Origin of the sequence: Gluconacetobacter diazotrophicus PA1 5 (assembly GCF_000021325.1) — a bacterium.
Classification (GTDB): Bacteria; Pseudomonadota; Alphaproteobacteria; order Acetobacterales; family Acetobacteraceae; genus Gluconacetobacter; species Gluconacetobacter diazotrophicus.
This window is the reverse complement of the sequence record NC_011365.1, coordinates 2,836,014-2,854,369: the sequence shown is the minus strand read 5'-3', so window position 1 is coordinate 2,854,369 and position 18,356 is coordinate 2,836,014. Positions and strand designations below refer to the sequence as shown.

General features: G+C 66.0%; 13 protein-coding genes and 1 pseudogene. 8 read left to right on the top strand and 6 right to left on the bottom strand.

Going from position 1 to position 18,356, the window contains the following annotated elements:
- Positions 1 to 12: 12 nt before the first annotated feature.
- Together GDIA_RS13060 and GDIA_RS13055 are read left to right on the top strand one after the other, a co-directional pair.
- Positions 13 to 1,275: pseudogene (locus GDIA_RS13060) on the top strand (TonB-dependent receptor); the annotation flags it as partial.
- A 366-nt stretch (positions 1,276 to 1,641) separates the two neighbouring features.
- A complete protein-coding gene (locus GDIA_RS13055; protein WP_012228430.1) occupies positions 1,642 to 2,016 on the top strand; it encodes a VOC family protein in 375 nt (124 codons plus the stop codon).
- A gap of 5 nt (positions 2,017 to 2,021) precedes the next feature.
- On the opposite strand, the gene GDIA_RS13050 is transcribed toward GDIA_RS13055, so the two are convergent.
- Together GDIA_RS13050 and GDIA_RS13045 are read right to left on the bottom strand one after the other, a co-directional pair.
- Positions 2,022 to 2,240, bottom strand: a complete 219-nt coding sequence (locus GDIA_RS13050) for a hypothetical protein (RefSeq protein ID WP_012554439.1) — start codon at positions 2,238 to 2,240, stop codon at positions 2,022 to 2,024.
- Between the two features lie 196 nt (positions 2,241 to 2,436).
- The gene (locus GDIA_RS13045; protein WP_012554438.1) at positions 2,437 to 5,094 is read right to left on the bottom strand and encodes a TonB-dependent receptor plug domain-containing protein; all 2,658 of its coding nucleotides are present in this window, start codon (positions 5,092 to 5,094) and stop codon (positions 2,437 to 2,439) included.
- Between the two features lie 541 nt (positions 5,095 to 5,635).
- Here GDIA_RS13045 and GDIA_RS13040 point away from each other — a divergent pair.
- Genes GDIA_RS13040 through GDIA_RS13025 form a run of 4 tightly spaced genes read left to right on the top strand, consistent with a single transcriptional unit; the run spans position 5,636 to position 10,056 of the window.
- Positions 5,636 to 8,029 (top strand): TonB-dependent siderophore receptor, encoded by a 2,394-nt coding sequence (locus tag GDIA_RS13040; RefSeq protein ID WP_012554437.1) that lies wholly within the window; start codon positions 5,636 to 5,638, stop codon positions 8,027 to 8,029.
- A gap of 7 nt (positions 8,030 to 8,036) precedes the next feature.
- A complete protein-coding gene (locus tag GDIA_RS13035; RefSeq protein WP_012554436.1) occupies positions 8,037 to 8,309 on the top strand; it encodes a hypothetical protein in 273 nt (90 codons plus the stop codon).
- Between the two features lie 20 nt (positions 8,310 to 8,329).
- Entirely contained in the window at positions 8,330 to 9,760 is a 1,431-nt protein-coding gene (locus GDIA_RS13030; protein WP_012228418.1) for a PepSY-associated TM helix domain-containing protein, read from the top strand.
- Positions 9,757 to 10,056, top strand: a complete 300-nt coding sequence (locus tag GDIA_RS13025) for a DUF3325 family protein (RefSeq protein ID WP_012554435.1) — start codon at positions 9,757 to 9,759, stop codon at positions 10,054 to 10,056. Before GDIA_RS13030 ends, GDIA_RS13025 begins: the two co-directional genes overlap by 4 nt.
- 293 nt (positions 10,057 to 10,349) lie before the next feature.
- Here GDIA_RS13025 and GDIA_RS13020 read toward each other — a convergent pair whose 3' ends face one another.
- Positions 10,350 to 11,186, bottom strand: a complete 837-nt coding sequence (locus GDIA_RS13020) for an IS5-like element ISGdi1 family transposase (RefSeq protein WP_012222260.1) — start codon at positions 11,184 to 11,186, stop codon at positions 10,350 to 10,352.
- Between the two features lie 75 nt (positions 11,187 to 11,261).
- Between GDIA_RS13020 and GDIA_RS13015 the strand changes: the two genes are divergently transcribed.
- Entirely contained in the window at positions 11,262 to 15,359 is a 4,098-nt protein-coding gene (locus GDIA_RS13015; protein ID WP_012554434.1) for an EAL domain-containing protein, read from the top strand.
- Between the two features lie 93 nt (positions 15,360 to 15,452).
- Entirely contained in the window at positions 15,453 to 16,565 is a 1,113-nt protein-coding gene (locus tag GDIA_RS13010; RefSeq protein WP_012554433.1) for a metallophosphoesterase, read from the top strand.
- Between the two features lie 324 nt (positions 16,566 to 16,889).
- Here the strand turns inward: GDIA_RS13010 and GDIA_RS19945 are convergent, their stop codons facing one another.
- The 3 genes from GDIA_RS19945 to GDIA_RS19265 are packed head-to-tail and all read right to left on the bottom strand — an operon-like array spanning position 16,890 to position 18,224.
- Positions 16,890 to 17,240, bottom strand: a complete 351-nt coding sequence (locus GDIA_RS19945; protein ID WP_407635494.1) for a HEPN domain-containing protein — start codon at positions 17,238 to 17,240, stop codon at positions 16,890 to 16,892.
- On the bottom strand, positions 17,177 to 18,013 hold the full coding sequence (locus GDIA_RS13005) for an IS5-like element ISGdi1 family transposase (RefSeq protein ID WP_012222260.1): 837 nt from the start codon (positions 18,011 to 18,013) through the stop codon (positions 17,177 to 17,179). The genes GDIA_RS19945 and GDIA_RS13005 overlap by 64 nt, the downstream gene beginning before the upstream one ends.
- Complete coding sequence (locus tag GDIA_RS19265; RefSeq protein WP_244410107.1) at positions 17,982 to 18,224, bottom strand: hypothetical protein; 243 nt, start codon at positions 18,222 to 18,224, stop codon at positions 17,982 to 17,984. The genes GDIA_RS13005 and GDIA_RS19265 overlap by 32 nt, the downstream gene beginning before the upstream one ends.
- Between the last annotated feature and the right edge of the window lie 132 nt (positions 18,225 to 18,356).

The window sequence follows — 18,356 nt, the reverse complement described above, 5'->3', positions numbered from 1 at the left end:
ACCAGAGTTGGTATCAACGTCGAACACGACCTGTCCAAGCACGTCACCCTCTACGGCGCGTTCGGCGGCATGGGCGGGAACGAGCAGGGCAATTATTCCAACCCCACCGTCACCGACACCGCCACGGGCGACGGCACCGCCGGCAGCATGTACGTCCCCTACGTGCAGACGAACGAAAGCACCCGCGCCGGCGTGCGCGCCCATTTCGACACCGGCCCGGTCCGGCACGAGATCAACGCCGGCGGCTCCGCCCTGTGGGAGGAAACGGACACGGCCTATTCGATGGCCCTGACCTCGATTTCCACCAACATCTACCGCACGGCCTATACGGCGCCGCTGGCCAACACCTTCAACGGCGGCAATGTCGGCAACCCGCAGCCGATCAACGACACGCGGCTGTACAGCCTGTTCTTCTCGGACACCATGTCCTTCTTCCGCGACCGCGTCGCGCTGACGGCCGGGTTCCGCTACCAGAACATGCTGATCGACGGCTACGACTACGTGCCCTCCGGCCGGGGGCCGGTCAATTCGCGTTACGACCAGGACGCCATCACCCCGGTCGTAGGGCTGGTCGTGCATCCGACGCGCCGCACCGCGCTCTATTTCAACCGGATCGAGGGCCTGTCGCCGGGCCAGACGGCATCGGGCAACGTCGTCAATGTCGGGCAGGTGTTCGCCCCCTACAAATCGACGCAGTACGAAGTCGGCGCCAAATACGACACCGGCCGCTTCAGCACGTCGCTCGCGGTCTACGAGATCTCGCAGCCCAACGCCTACACCCAGGCGATCGGCAACACCGGCACCTACCGCTTCACCGAGGACGGGCTGCAACGCAATCGCGGCATCGAACTGAACGTCAACGGCCAGATCCTGCCGGGCCTGCGCTTCAACGGCGGCGGCACGGTCATCGACGCCGACCTGCGGCGCACCGCCGGCGGCCTGCAGGACGGCCACAGCGCGATCGGCGTGCCCAACTACACGATCAACGGCAACCTGGAATACGACCTGCCCTTCCTGAAGGGGGCGACGGTCGTCGGCCGCGTGGTCAATACGGGCAAGCAGTGGGTCAACACCGCCAATACGCTGCACCTGCCGGTCTGGACGCGCTTCGACCTGGCGGCGCGCTACACCTTCGCGGTCGATCACAAGCCGCTGACGCTGCGCTTCGGCGTCGATAACCTGGCCAATACCCGCTACTGGGCCTCGGCCTTCAACGGCTACCTGCTGGAAGGACTGCCCAGGACCTTCAAGTTCTCCTTCACCGCCAACCTGTAGGAACACTTTTGGAACCGCGCGCTGGCGGCGATCCAGCGCGCGTTTTCTGCGCTCCGATGCTCACGGCCCACAAGGCCGCTGCGCTTCGGTGCTCAAAAACACACGCTGGCCGCGACCCGTGCCGGGTCACTCTCGCTCACCAGCCCACAGTTCCAAAAGCGTTCTGACAACCGCCGCAAAGCCGCGCTGTGGGCCTGATTGAAAGCGCGGCGGCGACCCGGCGCGGGACCTCCCTCTCACGTCCGTCGCACAAGCGTGATCGCGCGATGGCCGGCGACCATGCCACCATCCCCCCGCCCCACATCAGCGGCCGCAGAGCCGCGGCGATGCGCGCATCCGCTGCCCGCCACCGGGGGAGGACAGGCGATGATCGATCATATCTCCATCCGGGTCACCAGCCTGCTGCGCGCCTGCGCCTTCTACGACCGGGTCCTGACCCCGCTGGGTCTGGTGTGCACGGTGCGGGACGGGCTGGAATATGCGGGCTACGGCCTGACGGGACGGGACCCGTTCCTGTGGCTGACCCTGCACGACGCCCCACCGGGGCACGTCCAGATCGCCTTCGCGGCGCACAGCCGCACGGCGGTCGAGGAATTCCACATGGCCGCCCTGGCGGCGGGCGGGCGCGGCCGCACCACGCCATGCCTGCAGACCGACCATGGCGGTCCCTATTTCTCGGCCAGCGTGCTGGACCCGGACCGGCATGAAATCGAGGCGATCTGCCGCACGCCGGGACTCTGAACCGGTTACGCCCGGCCCGACTTCACCCGGCCGCGCGACTGACGAAGCCCCGCATGATGGGCGGCGTGAATCTGCTCGGGCGTCCGCGCCGCCGCGTCGCGGCCGTTGGCCGAGACGACCGGCCCGGACCCTTGGGCGAAAGAGGCGGATGCGGCGCGCGCGACCTCGCGCGTGGCGACGGCAGGGTCGGGGATCACGGGACCGTGAAGGATGTCGGCCAGCATGACGATCTCTCCGATACGGGGCGCCGCCCGCGATGCCGGGCAGCACGTTCCTTGCGAAACAATAGGACGGAATACCCCCCCGCCCTAATTCTATTTCCGCATGCGGTCATACCGTTGCGTCATGCGTCCCAGAACGACGAAACCCGCGGTTGCAATGCAACCGCGGGCCCCGAAGCGTCGGACTGGAAAAACCGGGTCAGAACGATGCGTTGATCCGGCCGTAGTAGTAGCCGCCGGTGAAGGGGATGCCGGACGAGTTCTGGTCGAACTGGTTGGCGCCCAGGTAGTTGACGATCAGCGGCAGGCGGCGCGGACGGACGTTGAAGATGTTGTTCGCACCCACGGCGAAGTGCCAGATGTGGTTCAGGCGATAGCCCACTTCCAGGTCGGTCATCCACGCGGCGGTGTTCTTGAACGACAGCCACTGGGTGTTCGAGTACTGCAGCGCCTCCGGGGCCTGGTCCTCGTAGGTCTGCAGGATCGTGGTCGCGCCATAGCGGGTCTGGCGGACGTTGACGTCCCACTGGCCGATGGTCCAGTGCGCCTGCAGGACGATCTTGTTCTTCGGCGCGCCGTTGGTCAGGTAGGACGCGGTCTGCGCGTTCAGCGCCGGCAGGCTGTTGGCCAGGGTGTTGGTGCGGGTCACCTTCGTGCGGTTCAGGTTGACGCCCAGGCTCAGGTCCACGTTGCCGTACTGGTTCAGGCGCAGCAGGTAGTCGGACATGATGTCCAGGCCCTGCGTCTTCGTGCTGCCGACATTGGCGAAGTAGTTCACGAACACGTCGGAATTGGTGATGCCGGCCGGCAGCGAGGCACCGGTCATGGCGATCGCATTCAGCGCATCGCTGTCACTGAAGGTCGAGCTGCCGAAAATGCGGTCGCGGATGTTGATCTGGTAGACGTCGGCCGACACGTGCCAACCGTCGATCGGCTCCAGCACCAGGCCGGCCTCGGCGCTGAACGAGCGCTCCGGCTTCAGCGGCAGCGCACCGACCGACTGGCCCGCGGCGCTGGTGGTCGACAGCAGGCCCGTGGCGCCGGTGGGCGACACGTTCAGGGCGCTGAAATGTTCTTCCGGCAGGGTCGGCGCGCGGAAGCCGTTGCTGACCGTGCCACGGATGGCGATGCGCTTGGTGAAATCGTAGCGCGTCGAGACCTTGCCGTTCTCGGTGTTGCCGAAATCGGTGTAGTGCTCGAACCGGCCCGCGAAATCCAGGTCCCAGTGCGGCAGCAGGTGGAAGTCGCCGTCCAGGTAGCCGGCCCAGATGTCACGGCCCCACTTGCCCGCGTTTTCCGGCATCAGGCCGGCATAACCCTGCGTGCCGCCGATCTGGTAGGACGGCGGATTGCCCGGCCAGATCTGGTACTGTTCCAGACGATGCTCGGCGCCGAAGGCCACCGTCACCGGCACGACGTTGGCAATCTTCAGGCGACGGCGGAAATCCGCGTTGTTCGTCCATTGCGCCAGCGAATACCGCTCGGCCAGCACCGTGGTCGGCGACCAGCCGCAGCCGTCCGTCGAATAGGTGGCCGCGTTCGCCGGGTTCGTGCCGCACACCGTGGGGTCGGTGCTCAGCATGTTCGGATTGGCGGTGTTCTTGTTGCCGATCGTATCGTCATCCTGGCCGTAGGTCGTGCTGACATCCCAGTCGAAGCCCAGGAAATTGTCGCCCTTCAGGCCCAGCGTCGCGGCGAAGTCGTTTTCGTCGATCGTCTCGAGCGGCGAGAAGCCGGCCGGATAGATCTGCGGCGCCTTCGTCGGCGTGCGGTAGTTCTCGTACGCCTCGCTGTGGCGATGGGCGTAGGTGATCTGGCCGTAGAAATCGATGCCCTCGGTCACCGTCTTGCCGAAATTGATCAGCAGGTTTTCGCGCGTCTCCTCCGGCGTGCTCATGATCATGTTCGAATTGCTGGGGAAGTTCACCCCCCCGTAATCCGCGTTGTTCGGGTCCGTACGCAGGTCGGACGCGCCCTTCGGCACCATGTGGTCGGCATGCTCGACCTGTCCGGAAATATGGACATAGCCATCGCCCAGGAAGCTGAAGCCGCCATCGATACCGGTCTGGTACTGCCAGCCGTCGCCGTTATAGGCATTGGCCCCGGTCTGCCCGGTCAGGTTCAGCCCGTGCGCCGTCTTCTTCGTGATGATGTTGACCACGCCCGCGATGGCGTCCGAGCCGTACATGGCCGCCGCGCCGTCACGCAGGATTTCGATATGGTCGATCGCATTCGCCGGCAGCATGTTCAGGTCGACCGGCGTCGAACCCTGCTGCGGCCCCTGGTCGGCATAGATGTTGGCCGTGGTGTGGCGGCGCTTGCCATCCACCAGGACCAGCACTTCGTTCGGGTTCAGGCCGCGCATGCGGATGGACGAGGTCAGCGCGCCCGCGTCGGCGCCCATCGTCTGCTCGGTGATCGACGGGTCCATGCGCGTCAGCGCGTCGGCGAGGTTGACCGCGCCGGTCCGTTGCAGGGTGGCGGCGGAAATGACCGTGATCGGCGCCGTGGAATCGCGGGCATGCCGGTTATAGGCGTGGGTGCCGGTGACGATCACCGCCTCGCCGGCATCCGGCGGCGGCGCATGATAGACGGGCGCGACCGGGACCACGGGCGCCACGGCGGCGGTCGATACCGCGGCAGCCGGCACCACGCCCGGCGTCGCGGCCGAAGCCGTCGCGGCATGCGCCTTGGGGGCGCCGGCCTTCTTCCCGGCCTTCGCGACATGGCGATGACCGGAGGTAGCGGGTTTTTGGGGCGTTGCCGTCTGGGATGGCGCTGTCTGGGCCAGGGCCGCCGACAGGTCAAACTGCATTGCTAAAATCGTGGCCGCGATAAGGCTTCGCCTCAGGGTCATAGACTCAACCGCTCCTGCATACGTTATTATTTAACACTCCCAGTGGAACCGAATCCAACCGGCGCTTCAATACGAAACTGGAATCACTCGTATCGATTCCACAATATATGACATTTTTATCACAGCCGCTGCCGCGCCTCTGACGCATCGGGACCGATCATCCCCATCGAAACGGCCGTGCCCCTTATTGTGTCATAATATTTTTCCGTATCCACCGCCGTCGCAACAATAGCAAAAATCACACAATTCCGCCGTTTCCGGCACCGGACCCGGCCGCCTCGCGCGGGCGATCGATGTCCGCCTTCGTCGTGCCGCAATTATATTGTTGTCGCCAAGCAACGATTCTCCCGGTTCCGGCGGACCGCCCGGAACAGGCAATCCGGGACGGGCCAGCGCCCCGGCGTGCCCCCGGCATGCCGCGCCGCGATGCAACGTGACACGCCCGCCACACGATTCGCCCCCGGCTCATCCCGCAAATTATGATATTGCGAATCAGTCTCATTCATAAGATGGTGCCCCACCCTCGAAAGGACCCATCCCAATGAAGGACCGGCAGACCATGTGGACCAGCGCGCGCAACAGGATCGTGAGGCGGTATCCGCCCCCTGCGTCCGGACAGCCCGCCTTCAGGCAGGGCGCGCGAACCGTCACGCTCTCCCTGACGCTCAGCCCGGTGGTCGCCGGGTTGGTGTTCGGCCTGGGCGCCGCATCCGCCGCCGACCGGCCCCAGGCCGAGACCGAGGCCGGAACGAAGACCGAGACGAAGGCCGGCACCAGGACCGCCCCGAAGACCGCCCCGAAGGCTGGCACGCGGGCCGCCGCGACGCCCCGCAAGGGTCCGGCGCAGGACGCGGCGAAAGCGAAGGGGGAACGCATCCTCGTCACGGGCCGGAAATCCCCGACCGTCGCGTCCTCGGGCACCAAGACCGACACGCCCCTGGTGGACACGCCCCAGTCCGTGACGGTCATCGACCGTCATGAAATGGACATACGCGGCGTCCTCAGCCTCAGCCAGGCGGTGCGCTATACGGCCGGCATCACGCCGGACCAGCGCGGGTCCACGGCCACGCGCTACGACCTGTTCGCGCTGCGCGGCTTCACGATCCCGAACTTCCTCGACGGGCTCAAGCTGCAGGACAGCCCCACCGGCTACGCCACGGCCCAGATCGACACCTCGCGCCTGGACCGGATCGAAATCCTCAAGGGCCCGGCATCGGCGCTGTACGGGCAGTCCAGTCCCGGCGGCCTGGTCGCGATGTCCAGCAAGCTGCCCACCAGCGCCACGTCCTACGGCAGCCTGGTCGCGACCGGCGGCAGCTTCGACCTCTATCGCGTGGATGGCGATGTCGGCGGCGCACTGACCGGCAACGGGTTCGTGCGCTACCGGCTGTACGGCACCGCCAACGGCTCGCACAGCCAGCTCAGCCAGACGCAGAGCCGCCGCTACAGCATCAGCCCGGCCGTGACCTTCGGCGGCGACGGCGACACGACGCTGACCCTGCTGGGCAATGTCCAGGACGACCCGCAGAATGCCTCGTACGGATCGGTGCCGCTGGAAGGCTCGCTCAAACGCGCGGCCTTCGGGTACATCAGGCAGAATTTCTACGACGGCGACCCGAATTTCGAGGAATTCAACCGCCGGCAGTGGGCGACGACCTATATCTTCAACCACCGCTTCAACGCCGACTGGGCGTTCTCGTCACGCGGCCGGCACGACGACGTCAAGACGGTCTATGAAAGCGTCTATAGCGAGGGCGTGTATCTCGACCCCGACTATGAGCGCGATTACGCGCAGGAAGCCCTGGGCAATTTCAGCCGGGGCACGGCCTACGCCCGCGAGCATCTTCGGAACCTGGCCTTCGACAACCAGCTGACCGGCCATTTCTCCACCGGGCCGCTGCGCCACGCGCTCATGCTGGGCTTCGACTACCAGGAAAGCGAGGCGACGGAACTGGACGGATTCGGCTCCGCGCCGTCCATCAACGTGCTGCACCCGGTCTATCGCCAGCAGATCACGCCGCCCGCGATCTCCAACAACTACCTGACCGACCAGCACCAGATCGGCGTCTACGCGCAGGACCAGGTCGATCTCGGCAACCTGCACCTGACCGGCAGCCTGCGCAACGACTGGTACCGCAGCCACCAGCAGGATACCATCGGCGGCAGCTACAGCAGCCAGAACCCGGAAATGATCACCTGGCGCGCCGCCGGCCTGTATCATTTCAAGTTCGGCCTGGCCCCGTACATCAGCTATTCGACCTCGTTCCAGCCGCAATCCGGCGTGGTCTCCAGCAATGGCGGCCAGTCGACGCGCCAGGCGGACCCGACGGTCGGCAAGCAGCTCGAAGGCGGCTTCAAATACCAGATCCCCGGCCTGCCCATCCTGCTGACGGCCGCCGGCTTCCATATCGAACAGACGAACGTGCTGGTCGCGGTCCCGAATTCCAACTACAGCACCGAAAGCGGCAAGGTCCGCTCCGACGGGTTCGAGTTCGAGGCGCACGTGAACGTGTACAAGGGCCTGACCGTCGTCGCCACGGCCAACACCCAGAAGGTCCGCGACCTGTCGACCGGCAAGCCGCTGATCCAGGTCGGCAAGGGCGGCGAAACCCTGTTCGGCTACTACACCATGCCGTCGGGCCGGCTGAAGGGCCTGGGGTTCGGCGGCGGCCTGCGCCACGTGGACAGCGCCTTCGGCGGCACCGCCTCCTATGGCGACATCACGGTGCCGAGCTATACTCTGTTCGATGCATCCGCCAGCTACGACCTCGCCAATCTCGGGCATGCCTTCATCGGCTGGAAAGTCCAGGCCAGCGTCCGCAACCTCTTCAACAAACGGTACGTCGCAAGCTGCTACGGCTACGCCCCGTACGACGAATGGTGCTGGTACGGCGAACGCCGGACGGCCCAGGCCTCGCTCGGCTTCAGCTGGTAGGGACGCGATGAACCGGCGGATCTCGATCGCGGCGCGGATCGCGGCCGGCACGGCCGGCGGCTACGGCGTGGCGGCGCTGGTCGCCGTGGCCGTGGCCTGCTGGTGGCCGGCCGATCGGACACAGGCTTCGGTCGCGGGCACGCTGGCGGCCCTGCTGGCCTGGCCCGCCATCGTGATGGCCTGCTTTCACGCCGGCAGCGCCACGCGGGCGTGGGCGGGCCTCGGCGGCACCGCGATCGTGCTGCTGGCGGCCGCGATGGGCGCCGGGTGGCGGCCGTGAAGCCCGATTTCCGAGGCTCCATGACCTGGCTGCACACCTGGTCGGGCCTGGTCGCGGGGTGGCTGCTGTTCGCGATCGTCCTGTCGGGCACGCTCAGCGTCTTCCGGCCGGAAATCAGCGCCTGGATGCGGCCGGAACTGGCGGGGCGCACCGCCGATCCCGTCACCGCGACCGACGCCGCCGTCGGGTGGCTGTCGGTCCACGCCGCGCGCGCGCCGGCCTGGTTCCTGGAACCCGCCGGCCCCCGCGCCGCCTGGACCCAGGCCGTCTGGGCCGCCGATGGCGGGTTCGTGCAGCGCGCGCTGGACCCGCGCACCGGCAGCCCGGCGGCCATCCGCGACACGCTGGGCGGCGAATTCTTCTACCGCTTCCATTTCGAGCTTCAGTTGCCCTACCCGTGGGGCCGCCTGCTGGCGGCGGTGGCCGCCATGGCCCTGGTGCTGGTGCTGCTGACCGGGATCGTGGCGCATCGCCGCCTCTTCGCCGATTTCTTCACCTTCCGGCCCGGCAAGGGCCAGCGGAGCTGGCTGGACGCCCACAACCTGCTCGGCGTCGCCGCCCTGCCCTTCCACCTGATGATCGCCTTCACCGGGGCCGTCACCCTGGCCACGCTGCTGATGCCGTGGGGGACGCAGGCGCTCTACCACGCCGACCAGGCGGCGGTGCAGCGCGACCTGAACCCGGGCACGGTCGACCGACCGGCCGGCAACCGGCCGGCAACCCTGGCCCCGATCGGGCCGATGCTGCGCGCGGCGCAACAGCGGTTCGGCGGCGCGGGCATCGCGCGGGTGACGGTCCTGAATCCGGCCGACGCGGCCTCGGTCGTGATCATGGTGGCGGGCACGGACAGCGGGATCGGCGTCGAACGCCACGTGATCAGCTTCGACGGCCCCACCGGCCGGGTCCTGGCCGACCAGGCGGAAACCCGGCCGGCCCTCGGCCTGTTCCGCTTCCTCTACGGCCTGCACGTCGCCCGCTTCGCGCCGGGCGTCACGCGCTGGCTCTATTTCCTCTCGGGCCTGATGCTGGCGGGCCTGATCGGCACCGGCCTGCGGCTGTGGACGATCAAGCGCCACCGCCGCGCGCCCGGCTTCGGCACCGCGCTGGTCGAACGGCTGAATGTCGGCTTCATCGCCGGCACCCCCGTCGCCTTCTCGGCCTATTTCCTGGCCAACCGCCTCCTGCCGCCGGACCTCGCCGGCCGATCCCGCATGGAAGTCCGGGCGGTATTCCTGACCTGGGCCGCGATGCTGGTCCTCGCGGCGCTCCGCCCCCCCGCGCGCGGCTGGGGGGAAATGCTGGGCCTGTCCACCCTGTGCTGCCTGGCCGTCGCGGCCGCCGGCAGCCTGACGGGCCATCCCACCCCCGTCACGACAGGCGTCACCCTGGTCGCCCTCGCCCTGGCGGCGGGCTTCGGCTGGGCCGCATGGCGCTCGGCCCCACGGCCATGACCCCCGTGATCACGATCCTCGGCTTCGTCGCCGTCCTGCTGCTGGCCGCCGGCACGCCCAGACAGGCCGCCACGCTCTGGGGCGCCACCCCCCGCGACCGGCGCCCCCATCGGCTGCGCGCCGCCGGCCTCCTGCTCCTGTGCACCGACGCCGCCCTGATCGCGTGCGGCGGGGACCCGGCGCGCACGCTGACCGCCTGGATCGGCCAACTCGGCCTGGACGCGCTGGCGGCCGCGCTCCTCTGCGCGGCCCTGCCGAAACGGCCCCCGCCGCCCCGTAAAGGCGCCCCCCCATAAAGGTGCCGGGCCCGCATGCGACCCGACAGATGCAGCCACGCCGCCGGCGCGATAGTTCTCCCCCCGAAATGACGAAATAACAATTCCGTGCCCGCACGCCCGGCCGGCCATGGCCCGCATTCGCTGAACCATGCGGAAAATCGCCCGGATCGGGCTTCGGCCCACTGTATTGAACCAGCCAGAAATATCACAGATATCAATCTGGAACGGGGCCCGCTTTCCAGTATAATAAGCAATATATTTAATTTTTTCTTGAAGACTGGAACGACCTGAGAGCCCGATCCGAAAGTTCTTCAACCGTGACAATGCCTTGCTGTCCGTCGTGTGAGCATTCGGATCGAGGCGATCAATGTCCATGCGGTTGAGGAAGCAATGGATTGTTCCCAGTCTTTGGCGAGCCGCCTGCACCGTCCCAGCCATGCGAATGTCCGTTCAACCACCCAGCGGCGCGGCAGGATCTGAAAGCCCTTCGCCGTATCGGACCGCCTGATGATTTCAAGGGTCCATTTTCCCATGGAGGCGAGCGCGGATCGCAATTTGTCGCCAGCATAGCCGCCATCAGCGAAGATGTGGCGCAGCCAGGGAAAGCGCCTGCGTATCGCTGCCAGGACATCAACAGCCCCATCACGGTCCTGGATGTCGGCGGCATGAACGAGGAGAAAGATCAGGAAGCCGCAGGTATCCGTCACAATATGGCGCTTGCGGCCCTTGACCTTCTTCCCCGCGTCATAGCCCGAAAGCCCGCCACTTTCCGTGGTTTTCACCGACTGGCTGTCAATCACGCCCGCGCTCGGAGAGGCTTCACGCCCCTCGATCTCGCGCAGGCTCATGACCAGCACCGTATTCATGACTTCGAACACTCCGGCACCACGCCAGGCGTAAAAATAGCGCCTGACGGTCGAGACCGGCGGAAAGCATTTCGGCAGCAGGCGCCACGCACACCCGGCCGAGGCTATGTAGAGCATCGCGTTGACCACCTCGCGCATATCCGTAGTGCGGGGGCGACCGCCCCGTTTCGCCGGGGGTACAAATGGCATGATCAAAGCCCACTCCCCGTCCGTCATATCCGATGGATATCGCAACCCTTCCCGGCTATGTTCACGTCGGGCAATACCAGTCCATGTCACCATTCACTCCATCTCTTCGCAAAGACGGATGAATCACAACAGGCTGGTATTGTTCAAAAACTTTCGGATCGGGCTCTGATGCGTGTGCCGCGTCCCCTGCTACCCGCTTCGCGCCACCTTGCCACGCTGGCGGAAGGCGCGCGGGACAACGGGCAGCGCAAGCGGTTGCAACGGCTGGAGCGGCTGAACGGCTTCAACGCCTTCCTGGCACGCGTCGGCATGGCGTTCGATCCCGCCATGGACGAAACCGCCCTGCTGCACGCGGCATGCGAGGCCGCGACCCGGACCGCGCGCCTGCGGGCCGCCTTCGTCGCCCGGCCGGACGCCGGGGGGGATTTCCATCCGCTGGCGTATAGCGGGCCGGTTCCGCAACTGCACGATCCCGCTTTCTCGGCCAGCCCCGACATGCCGGCGCGTCACGGCCATGTCGGGCGCGCCTGGCATGACAGGCAACCGGTCTTCTGTGCCGATATCGCGCGGGAGGACGATCTGCGGCCCTGGCAGGCCCGGATGCGCAAGCTGGCCGTGCGGTCCTGCGCGGCGCTGCCGCTCTGGCGCGCCGGCAGGGTCTGGGCCGTGTTCGGCGTCTATGACGCGCAGGACGATACGTTCGATCCCGCGGTCAGGACGATCCTGCTGGACGCGGTGGCCGGCCTGTCGCGCGCACTCAGGACACAGGACGAACTGCGGTCGCGCGCGGCCCAGATCGACCGGTCGCAGGTGGGGATCGTGCTGCTGCGCGACACGCGCATCCACCGTGCGAACGCCTTCGCCGCCGCCCTGGTGGGCTGCACGCCGAACGACCTGCACAACGCCCCGGCGGACGCGATCCTGGCCGACAGGACCCATGGGCCGCAACTGGAACGGGCACAGGCGCAACTGCGCGACACCGGCCAGGCCAGGCTGTCCGGCGTGCATCTGGCCGGGCCGGACGGGCAGGACGTGATCGCCGACCTGTCCGCCGTGATGCTGGACGACCCGCCGGGCACGGATTCGGTCTGGACCATCGAGAACGTGACCGCGCGCGAGGAGACGCAACGCCTGTATCGCGCGCTGATCAACGCCGTGTCCGCCATGCTCGCCGCCGAGGACGAGGCCGAAAAATGCCGCGCCGTATGCGACACGCTGGTCGACGGCACGCTGTTCAACGCCGTCTGGCTGGCGCAGCCCGACCTGTCCGGCCGGATACGCGTGCGGGCCCATGCGGGCAAGGGCGGGGACGTCATCACCCGGCTGAAATGGCAAATCGATATGGACGCCGACACCCTGCCGATGACGGTCCGGTCCTGGCGGGAGGAGGACCTGGTCTATACGAACGATCCGGCGACCGACCTTGCCGCGGTCCAGGGCTACTGGCAGATCGCGGACTACCGATGGCGCGGCGTGCTGTCGGTCCCGGTGCTGCGGGGCGGCCAGATCTGGGCCGTCCTGGCCTTCACGACGCAGCGGATCGGCGGCTTCGACGACAAGAGCATCACGCTGTGCCGGCGGGTGGCGGACCTGATGGGCCAGAGCCTGGACCGGCTGGACACCAGCCGCAACCTGGAAAAACTGCGGCACGAGGAAGCCCGGCTCGCCCGGCGCGACGCGCTGACCGCGCTGCCCAACCGGCTGGCGCTGGAGGAATACCTGCCCAAGGCGCAGGAACGGGCCACCGAGCGCGGCATGTCCATGGCGATCGGGCTGATGGACCTGGACGGCTTCAAGGCCGTCAACGATACCTACGGCCACGCGGCCGGGGACAAGGTGCTGGCCGAACTCAGCCGGAGGCTGTGGGAGGCCCTGCGCGAGACCGGCTATGTCGCCCGGCTGGGGGGCGACGAGTTCGTGGTCGTCCTGGAAAACCTCGACGCGGCCACGGCGAACGAACAGGCCGCGGCGGCGCTGGACAGCCTGGCCTCGGTCGTGGCGGAGCCGTTCGTCCTGGACGACGGGAAGACCGCCAGGGTGGGCCTCACCATGGGGGTCGCGCTCTTTCCGCAGGACGGCGACAGGGCGGAGGCATTGCTGCGCCGGGCCGACAACGCGATGTACAGGGCCAAGCAGAACCCGAACAAGCGCGAGGCCAACTGGCATTTCGCGGCCGGCCTCGACGAGGCGCTGGATCTTGAAGACGACGCCGCCGCGGACCTGTTCCCGATCGCGCCTTACGGGACGAAGGCCGCGGACCTGCTGGTCCGGGCGGCCAGGGCCGCCGCCCGGATCGCGGACAGTGTTCGCATGGCCGCGATCCCGGCGATCTGGAAGAAGAGCGGCGGCGCGCCGGTATTGGCCAATCTGACGCAGGAGCAGCACGAGCGCCTGAACGACCGCGAGGCGAAGCATCTGGAATTCCTGGTCGCCCCCACGACGGGCAGGAAGGACGTGCTGGCGGCCGCGCGCACGCTGGGCACGATGTATACGCTGTTCGGCGTCGATCCGGTCGTGTTCGTCGCCGAGCAGAGCGGCTATATGCGCCTGCTTCTGGCGGAGATGGAGGCCGGCGGCGTCAGCGGCGACGACCGCTACCTGGTGCAGCAGATCGTCGAGGCCCGCTATCGGGACGACCGCAGGATGCGGCGCCTGATCGGGACGGGCGTGCACAAGGCCTATGCCGCGTCCCTGTCCGACGAGGGGGCCGGCGGCGCGTGGGGCCAGGTCAGCGCCGACGCGCTGACCGCCCTGGCGAGGCTGCCCGGTATCCAGGCGGCCTTTCTGGGCCGCCCCAACGCGGCCGGGGAACTGGTCGCGCAATCCATCGCCGGGCCGTGCGCCCCGGCACTGGACGAGGCGCTGCTGCGCGGCGACGCGCGGCCGGTGATCGCCCGGTCGCATCATGGGGCGCACCATGGGGCGCACCCCGGGTCGCACCAGGGCAGCTTCATCGGCGCCCGGGCCTGGCGCACGGGCGAACGGCAGACCTGTCCGTCCATCGAACTGGATGACGCCATGGCGCCGTGGCACACGCTGATGGCCGATCTGCGGATTCATTCGGCCATGAGCGTGCCCGTCCGGCGCCAGGACGGGACGACGGCGCTGGTGCTGACCCTGTTCGGCGCCTGCCCCAACCAGTTCGAATCCGCCGACATGCGGAAGTTCGCCATTGGATTGCAGGAAAAATGGGAAAGACTGTGGCGGGACGGCCAGGGCATGTCCGCCGAGCGGTCGTCCCACCTGCGCGAACGCCTGTTCTCGGGCGGCCTGCATATGTTCATGCAGCCCGTCATCGACCTGCGCACGGGCCGGCTGCTGAAGGTCGAGGCGCTGGCCAGGCTGAAGGACGCCGACGGCACGATCCTTCCTCCGGCGACCTTCCTGACGCTGCTGGGGCATGACGAACTGGACCGGCTGTTCCAGATCGGGCTCGAACAGGGTCTGGCATGGCTGCAGTCGTGGGACGCGAAGGGCGTGTCCACCGAACTGTCGGTCAACATGCCGCCGTCCTGCCTGTCGAACGCCAACGTCCTGCGCATGGTCGGCGACATGCTGGACCGCTACGACATCGCGCCCGGCCGGCTGACGCTGGAAGTCCTGGAAAACCAGGCCCTCGATTCCGACAGGCAGGGGACGGTGCTGCGGGATTTCCGTGCGATGGGTGTGCAGATGGCCATCGACGATCTCGGGGCGGGCCACAGCAACCTGCTGCGGCTGTCCGCGACGCCTTTCGACTGCATCAAGGTGGATCGCGGCCTGCTGCGCCATATCCGCGACGTGCCCCTGCAGATCTTCAGCGTCATCCGCTCGCTGCGGGAAATGGGCCACGACCTGCACAGCCAGGTGGTGATGGAAGGCCTGGAAGACGCCGACATGATCGAGGCCATGCGCCATCTGGGCTGCCGCTACGGGCAGGGGTTCGGCATCGCCCGGCCGATGCCGGCGGATGATTTCCTGGACTGGTACCGCACCCGTTCGGACCAGGATCGGAAGGAAGAAGACAGCAGGATTCACAGCGACCTTGGCGCGCTGGCCTATCTGTGGGCGGCCACGCGCGGCCATCCGCCGCCGGGCGGGTTCCACCTGAAGGACGGGCCGTTGACGCGGTGGCTGGAAAAGCGCGGCCGGGACGACCCCGATGCCGTGCGATGGTACCGCATCCTGTCCGCCGGCCCCGTGACCGAGGAAACGGCGCGCGACATGCGGGAATGGCTGGCGGACCGCGTGACCAACGCCCAGGGCGACAGAGGCGGCCGCGCCTGACAGCGGCCGGAATACCGCGTATCAGGAAAGGCAGGCCCTGCTCTCGCGCAGCATCAGGATTTTTGAAACAGCCTTTTAAGGAGCCTGACGACGGTGCGCCTTATCTTCGCTCTCCCCTGCCTGATCGTCATCCTGAACTGGCTGCTGCCGCTGACGCTTCCGCTATGGCTGAAAGTGCCGGCGGCCATTCTGCTGCTCGTGGCGTCCCAATATCATTTCTGGTCCCGGCTTTCCTCGGGCTCCGTGTTCGCGCCCGAATTCCCCCGTCCCCTCGTCATCGCGTTCAACTGGGCCTTCGGGGCCATCCTGTTCCTGGCCCTGTTCCAGATCGCGCTCGATCTCGGCGCCCTGGCCACGGCGCTGGCGCGGTGGCGACTGGTTTATATTCCCGATGCGGCGCGCGAAGCGGCCGGCGGCCTGGCCGGCCTGCTCGCCGCCATCGGCGTCGCCAACGCGCTGCGGGTCCCCCCGATCAGGGACGTGACGGTCACGATCGCGGGCCTGCCGCACGCATTCGAAGGCTATCGGCTGCTCCAGTTGAGCGACCTGCATGTCAGCAAGCTATTCCCGACGGCCTGGAGCCAGGCGGTGGTGACACGGGCCAACGCCGCCGCGGCGGACCTGATCGTGGTGACGGGCGATTTCATCGACGGCTCGGTGGCCATGCGCCGCACCGACATCGCGCCGCTGCAAGGATTGCACGCCCCGGACGGCGTGTTCGCGGTCCCCGGCAATCATGAATATTTTTTCGACTATGCCGACTGGATGCGCCATCTGTCGGACCTGGGCCTGCGCATGCTGGCAAACACCCACGCCGTTGTCACACGTGAAACCACACACCTGGTCGTCGCCGGCGTGACCGACCTGTCCGCCCCCGGACACGGCCATGCCGGCCCGAACCTCGACGCGGCGCTCGAAGGCAGCCCCCCGGGCGCCCCGATCGTGCTGCTCGATCATCAGCCCCGCCACGCGCGATCCACCGCCGAACGCGGCATCGCCCTCCAACTGTCGGGCCACACACACGGCGGCATGATCCCGGGCCTCGACCGCCTCGTCGCACGCGGCAACAACGGCTTCGTCTCCGGCCGCTACACCCTCGGCACCATGACCCTCTACGTCAGCAACGGCACCGGCCTATGGCCCGGCTTCGCACTCCGGCTAGGAAAGCCCTCCGAAATCACCCGCTTTTCCCTGCGCTCGGGGTAATCATTTTACCGACGCCTCGCGCCGAAAACTCCGTTTTCCTCAATGCCTCAGACTGTCGATCCGCTTTTCCACATTGGCCAACCGGGCCGCTTTCGCCGTCAACTCGGTCATTCGGGTTGCTGCAGCGCTTTCCACATAGCGGACATGATTATTTCAAAGCTCTACTGCTGAGTGGGACTGTGGACTGCTCTCGGATAGATGGGGAAAATGCTCTATTTTTAATCCATCTGCGGGTAACGTGTATCGAAGTTATAGTCACTGTGATCTCAGTTGTGCGTTGGGCGGGAATAATTCCGGCATAGCGATGCTCAAGAAGAAAATATTTTATGAACCTTTTTCTATGTGTGTGTTCGCTGAGACCACAAAAAATAGGCACTGACAATATTTTTTAAACAAATCTATTTTGTTGACAACATCTCCGAAACTAATATCTGACGCCTCATCATTGTGGTGAACAATTCGATTTCTCTTCAGGACCGTAGTCGTGATTTCGTCCTTGAATTGCTCTACGCTACTTCCCTGAAGATTAATTCCCACGCGATCGAAAGCCTTCATAGTCTTCCAGTAGTTCGGAGAAATCATATCCTCTATGAGCCCGATCCGAAAGTTCTTCAACCGTGACAATGCCTTGCTGTCCGTCGTGTGAGCATTCGGATCGAGGCGATCAATGTCCATGCGGTTGAGGAAGCAATGGATTGTTCCCAGTCTTTGGCGAGCCGCCTGCACCGTCCCAGCCATGCGAATGTCCGTTCAACCACCCAGCGGCGCGGCAGGATCTGAAAGCCCTTCGCCGTATCGGACCGCCTGATGATTTCAAGGGTCCATTTTCCCATGGAGGCGAGCGCGGATCGCAATTTGTCGCCAGCATAGCCGCCATCAGCGAAGATGTGGCGCAGCCAGGGAAAGCGCCTGCGTATCGCTGCCAGGACATCAACAGCCCCATCACGGTCCTGGATGTCGGCGGCATGAACGAGGAGAAAGATCAGGAAGCCGCAGGTATCCGTCACAATATGGCGCTTGCGGCCCTTGACCTTCTTCCCCGCGTCATAGCCCGAAAGCCCGCCACTTTCCGTGGTTTTCACCGACTGGCTGTCAATCACGCCCGCGCTCGGAGAGGCTTCACGCCCCTCGATCTCGCGCAGGCTCATGACCAGCACCGTATTCATGACTTCGAACACTCCGGCACCACGCCAGGCGTAAAAATAGCGCCTGACGGTCGAGACCGGCGGAAAGCATTTCGGCAGCAGGCGCCACGCACACCCGGCCGAGGCTATGTAGAGCATCGCGTTGACCACCTCGCGCATATCCGTAGTGCGGGGGCGACCGCCCCGTTTCGCCGGGGGTACAAATGGCATGATCAAAGCCCACTCCCCGTCCGTCATATCCGATGGATATCGCAACCCTTCCCGGCTATGTTCACGTCGGGCAATACCAGTCCATGTCACCATTCACTCCATCTCTTCGCAAAGACGGATGAATCACAACAGGCTGGTATTGTTCAAAAACTTTCGGATCGGGCTCTATGTCTTTCTTTGTTTTTCCTCCTCGGAAGAACTTAAACTCCGATTTAGTTTTATCGTTTTCAGCGAGCCAGATGACAAAATTGAAAGGAAGATTAGCTTCATTAATGCGGTTCTGGACTTCGTCGACATATGCCATCGTCAGATCTTGAATGAATGCTTCGAGTATCGAACAGGCGCTAACGAGATATGATTTTACGAAGACGTTCTGGTTTAATAAAAATAATTGGTCCGGATTATTCATTATAGTTCGTGACTCAGACTGGCGAAC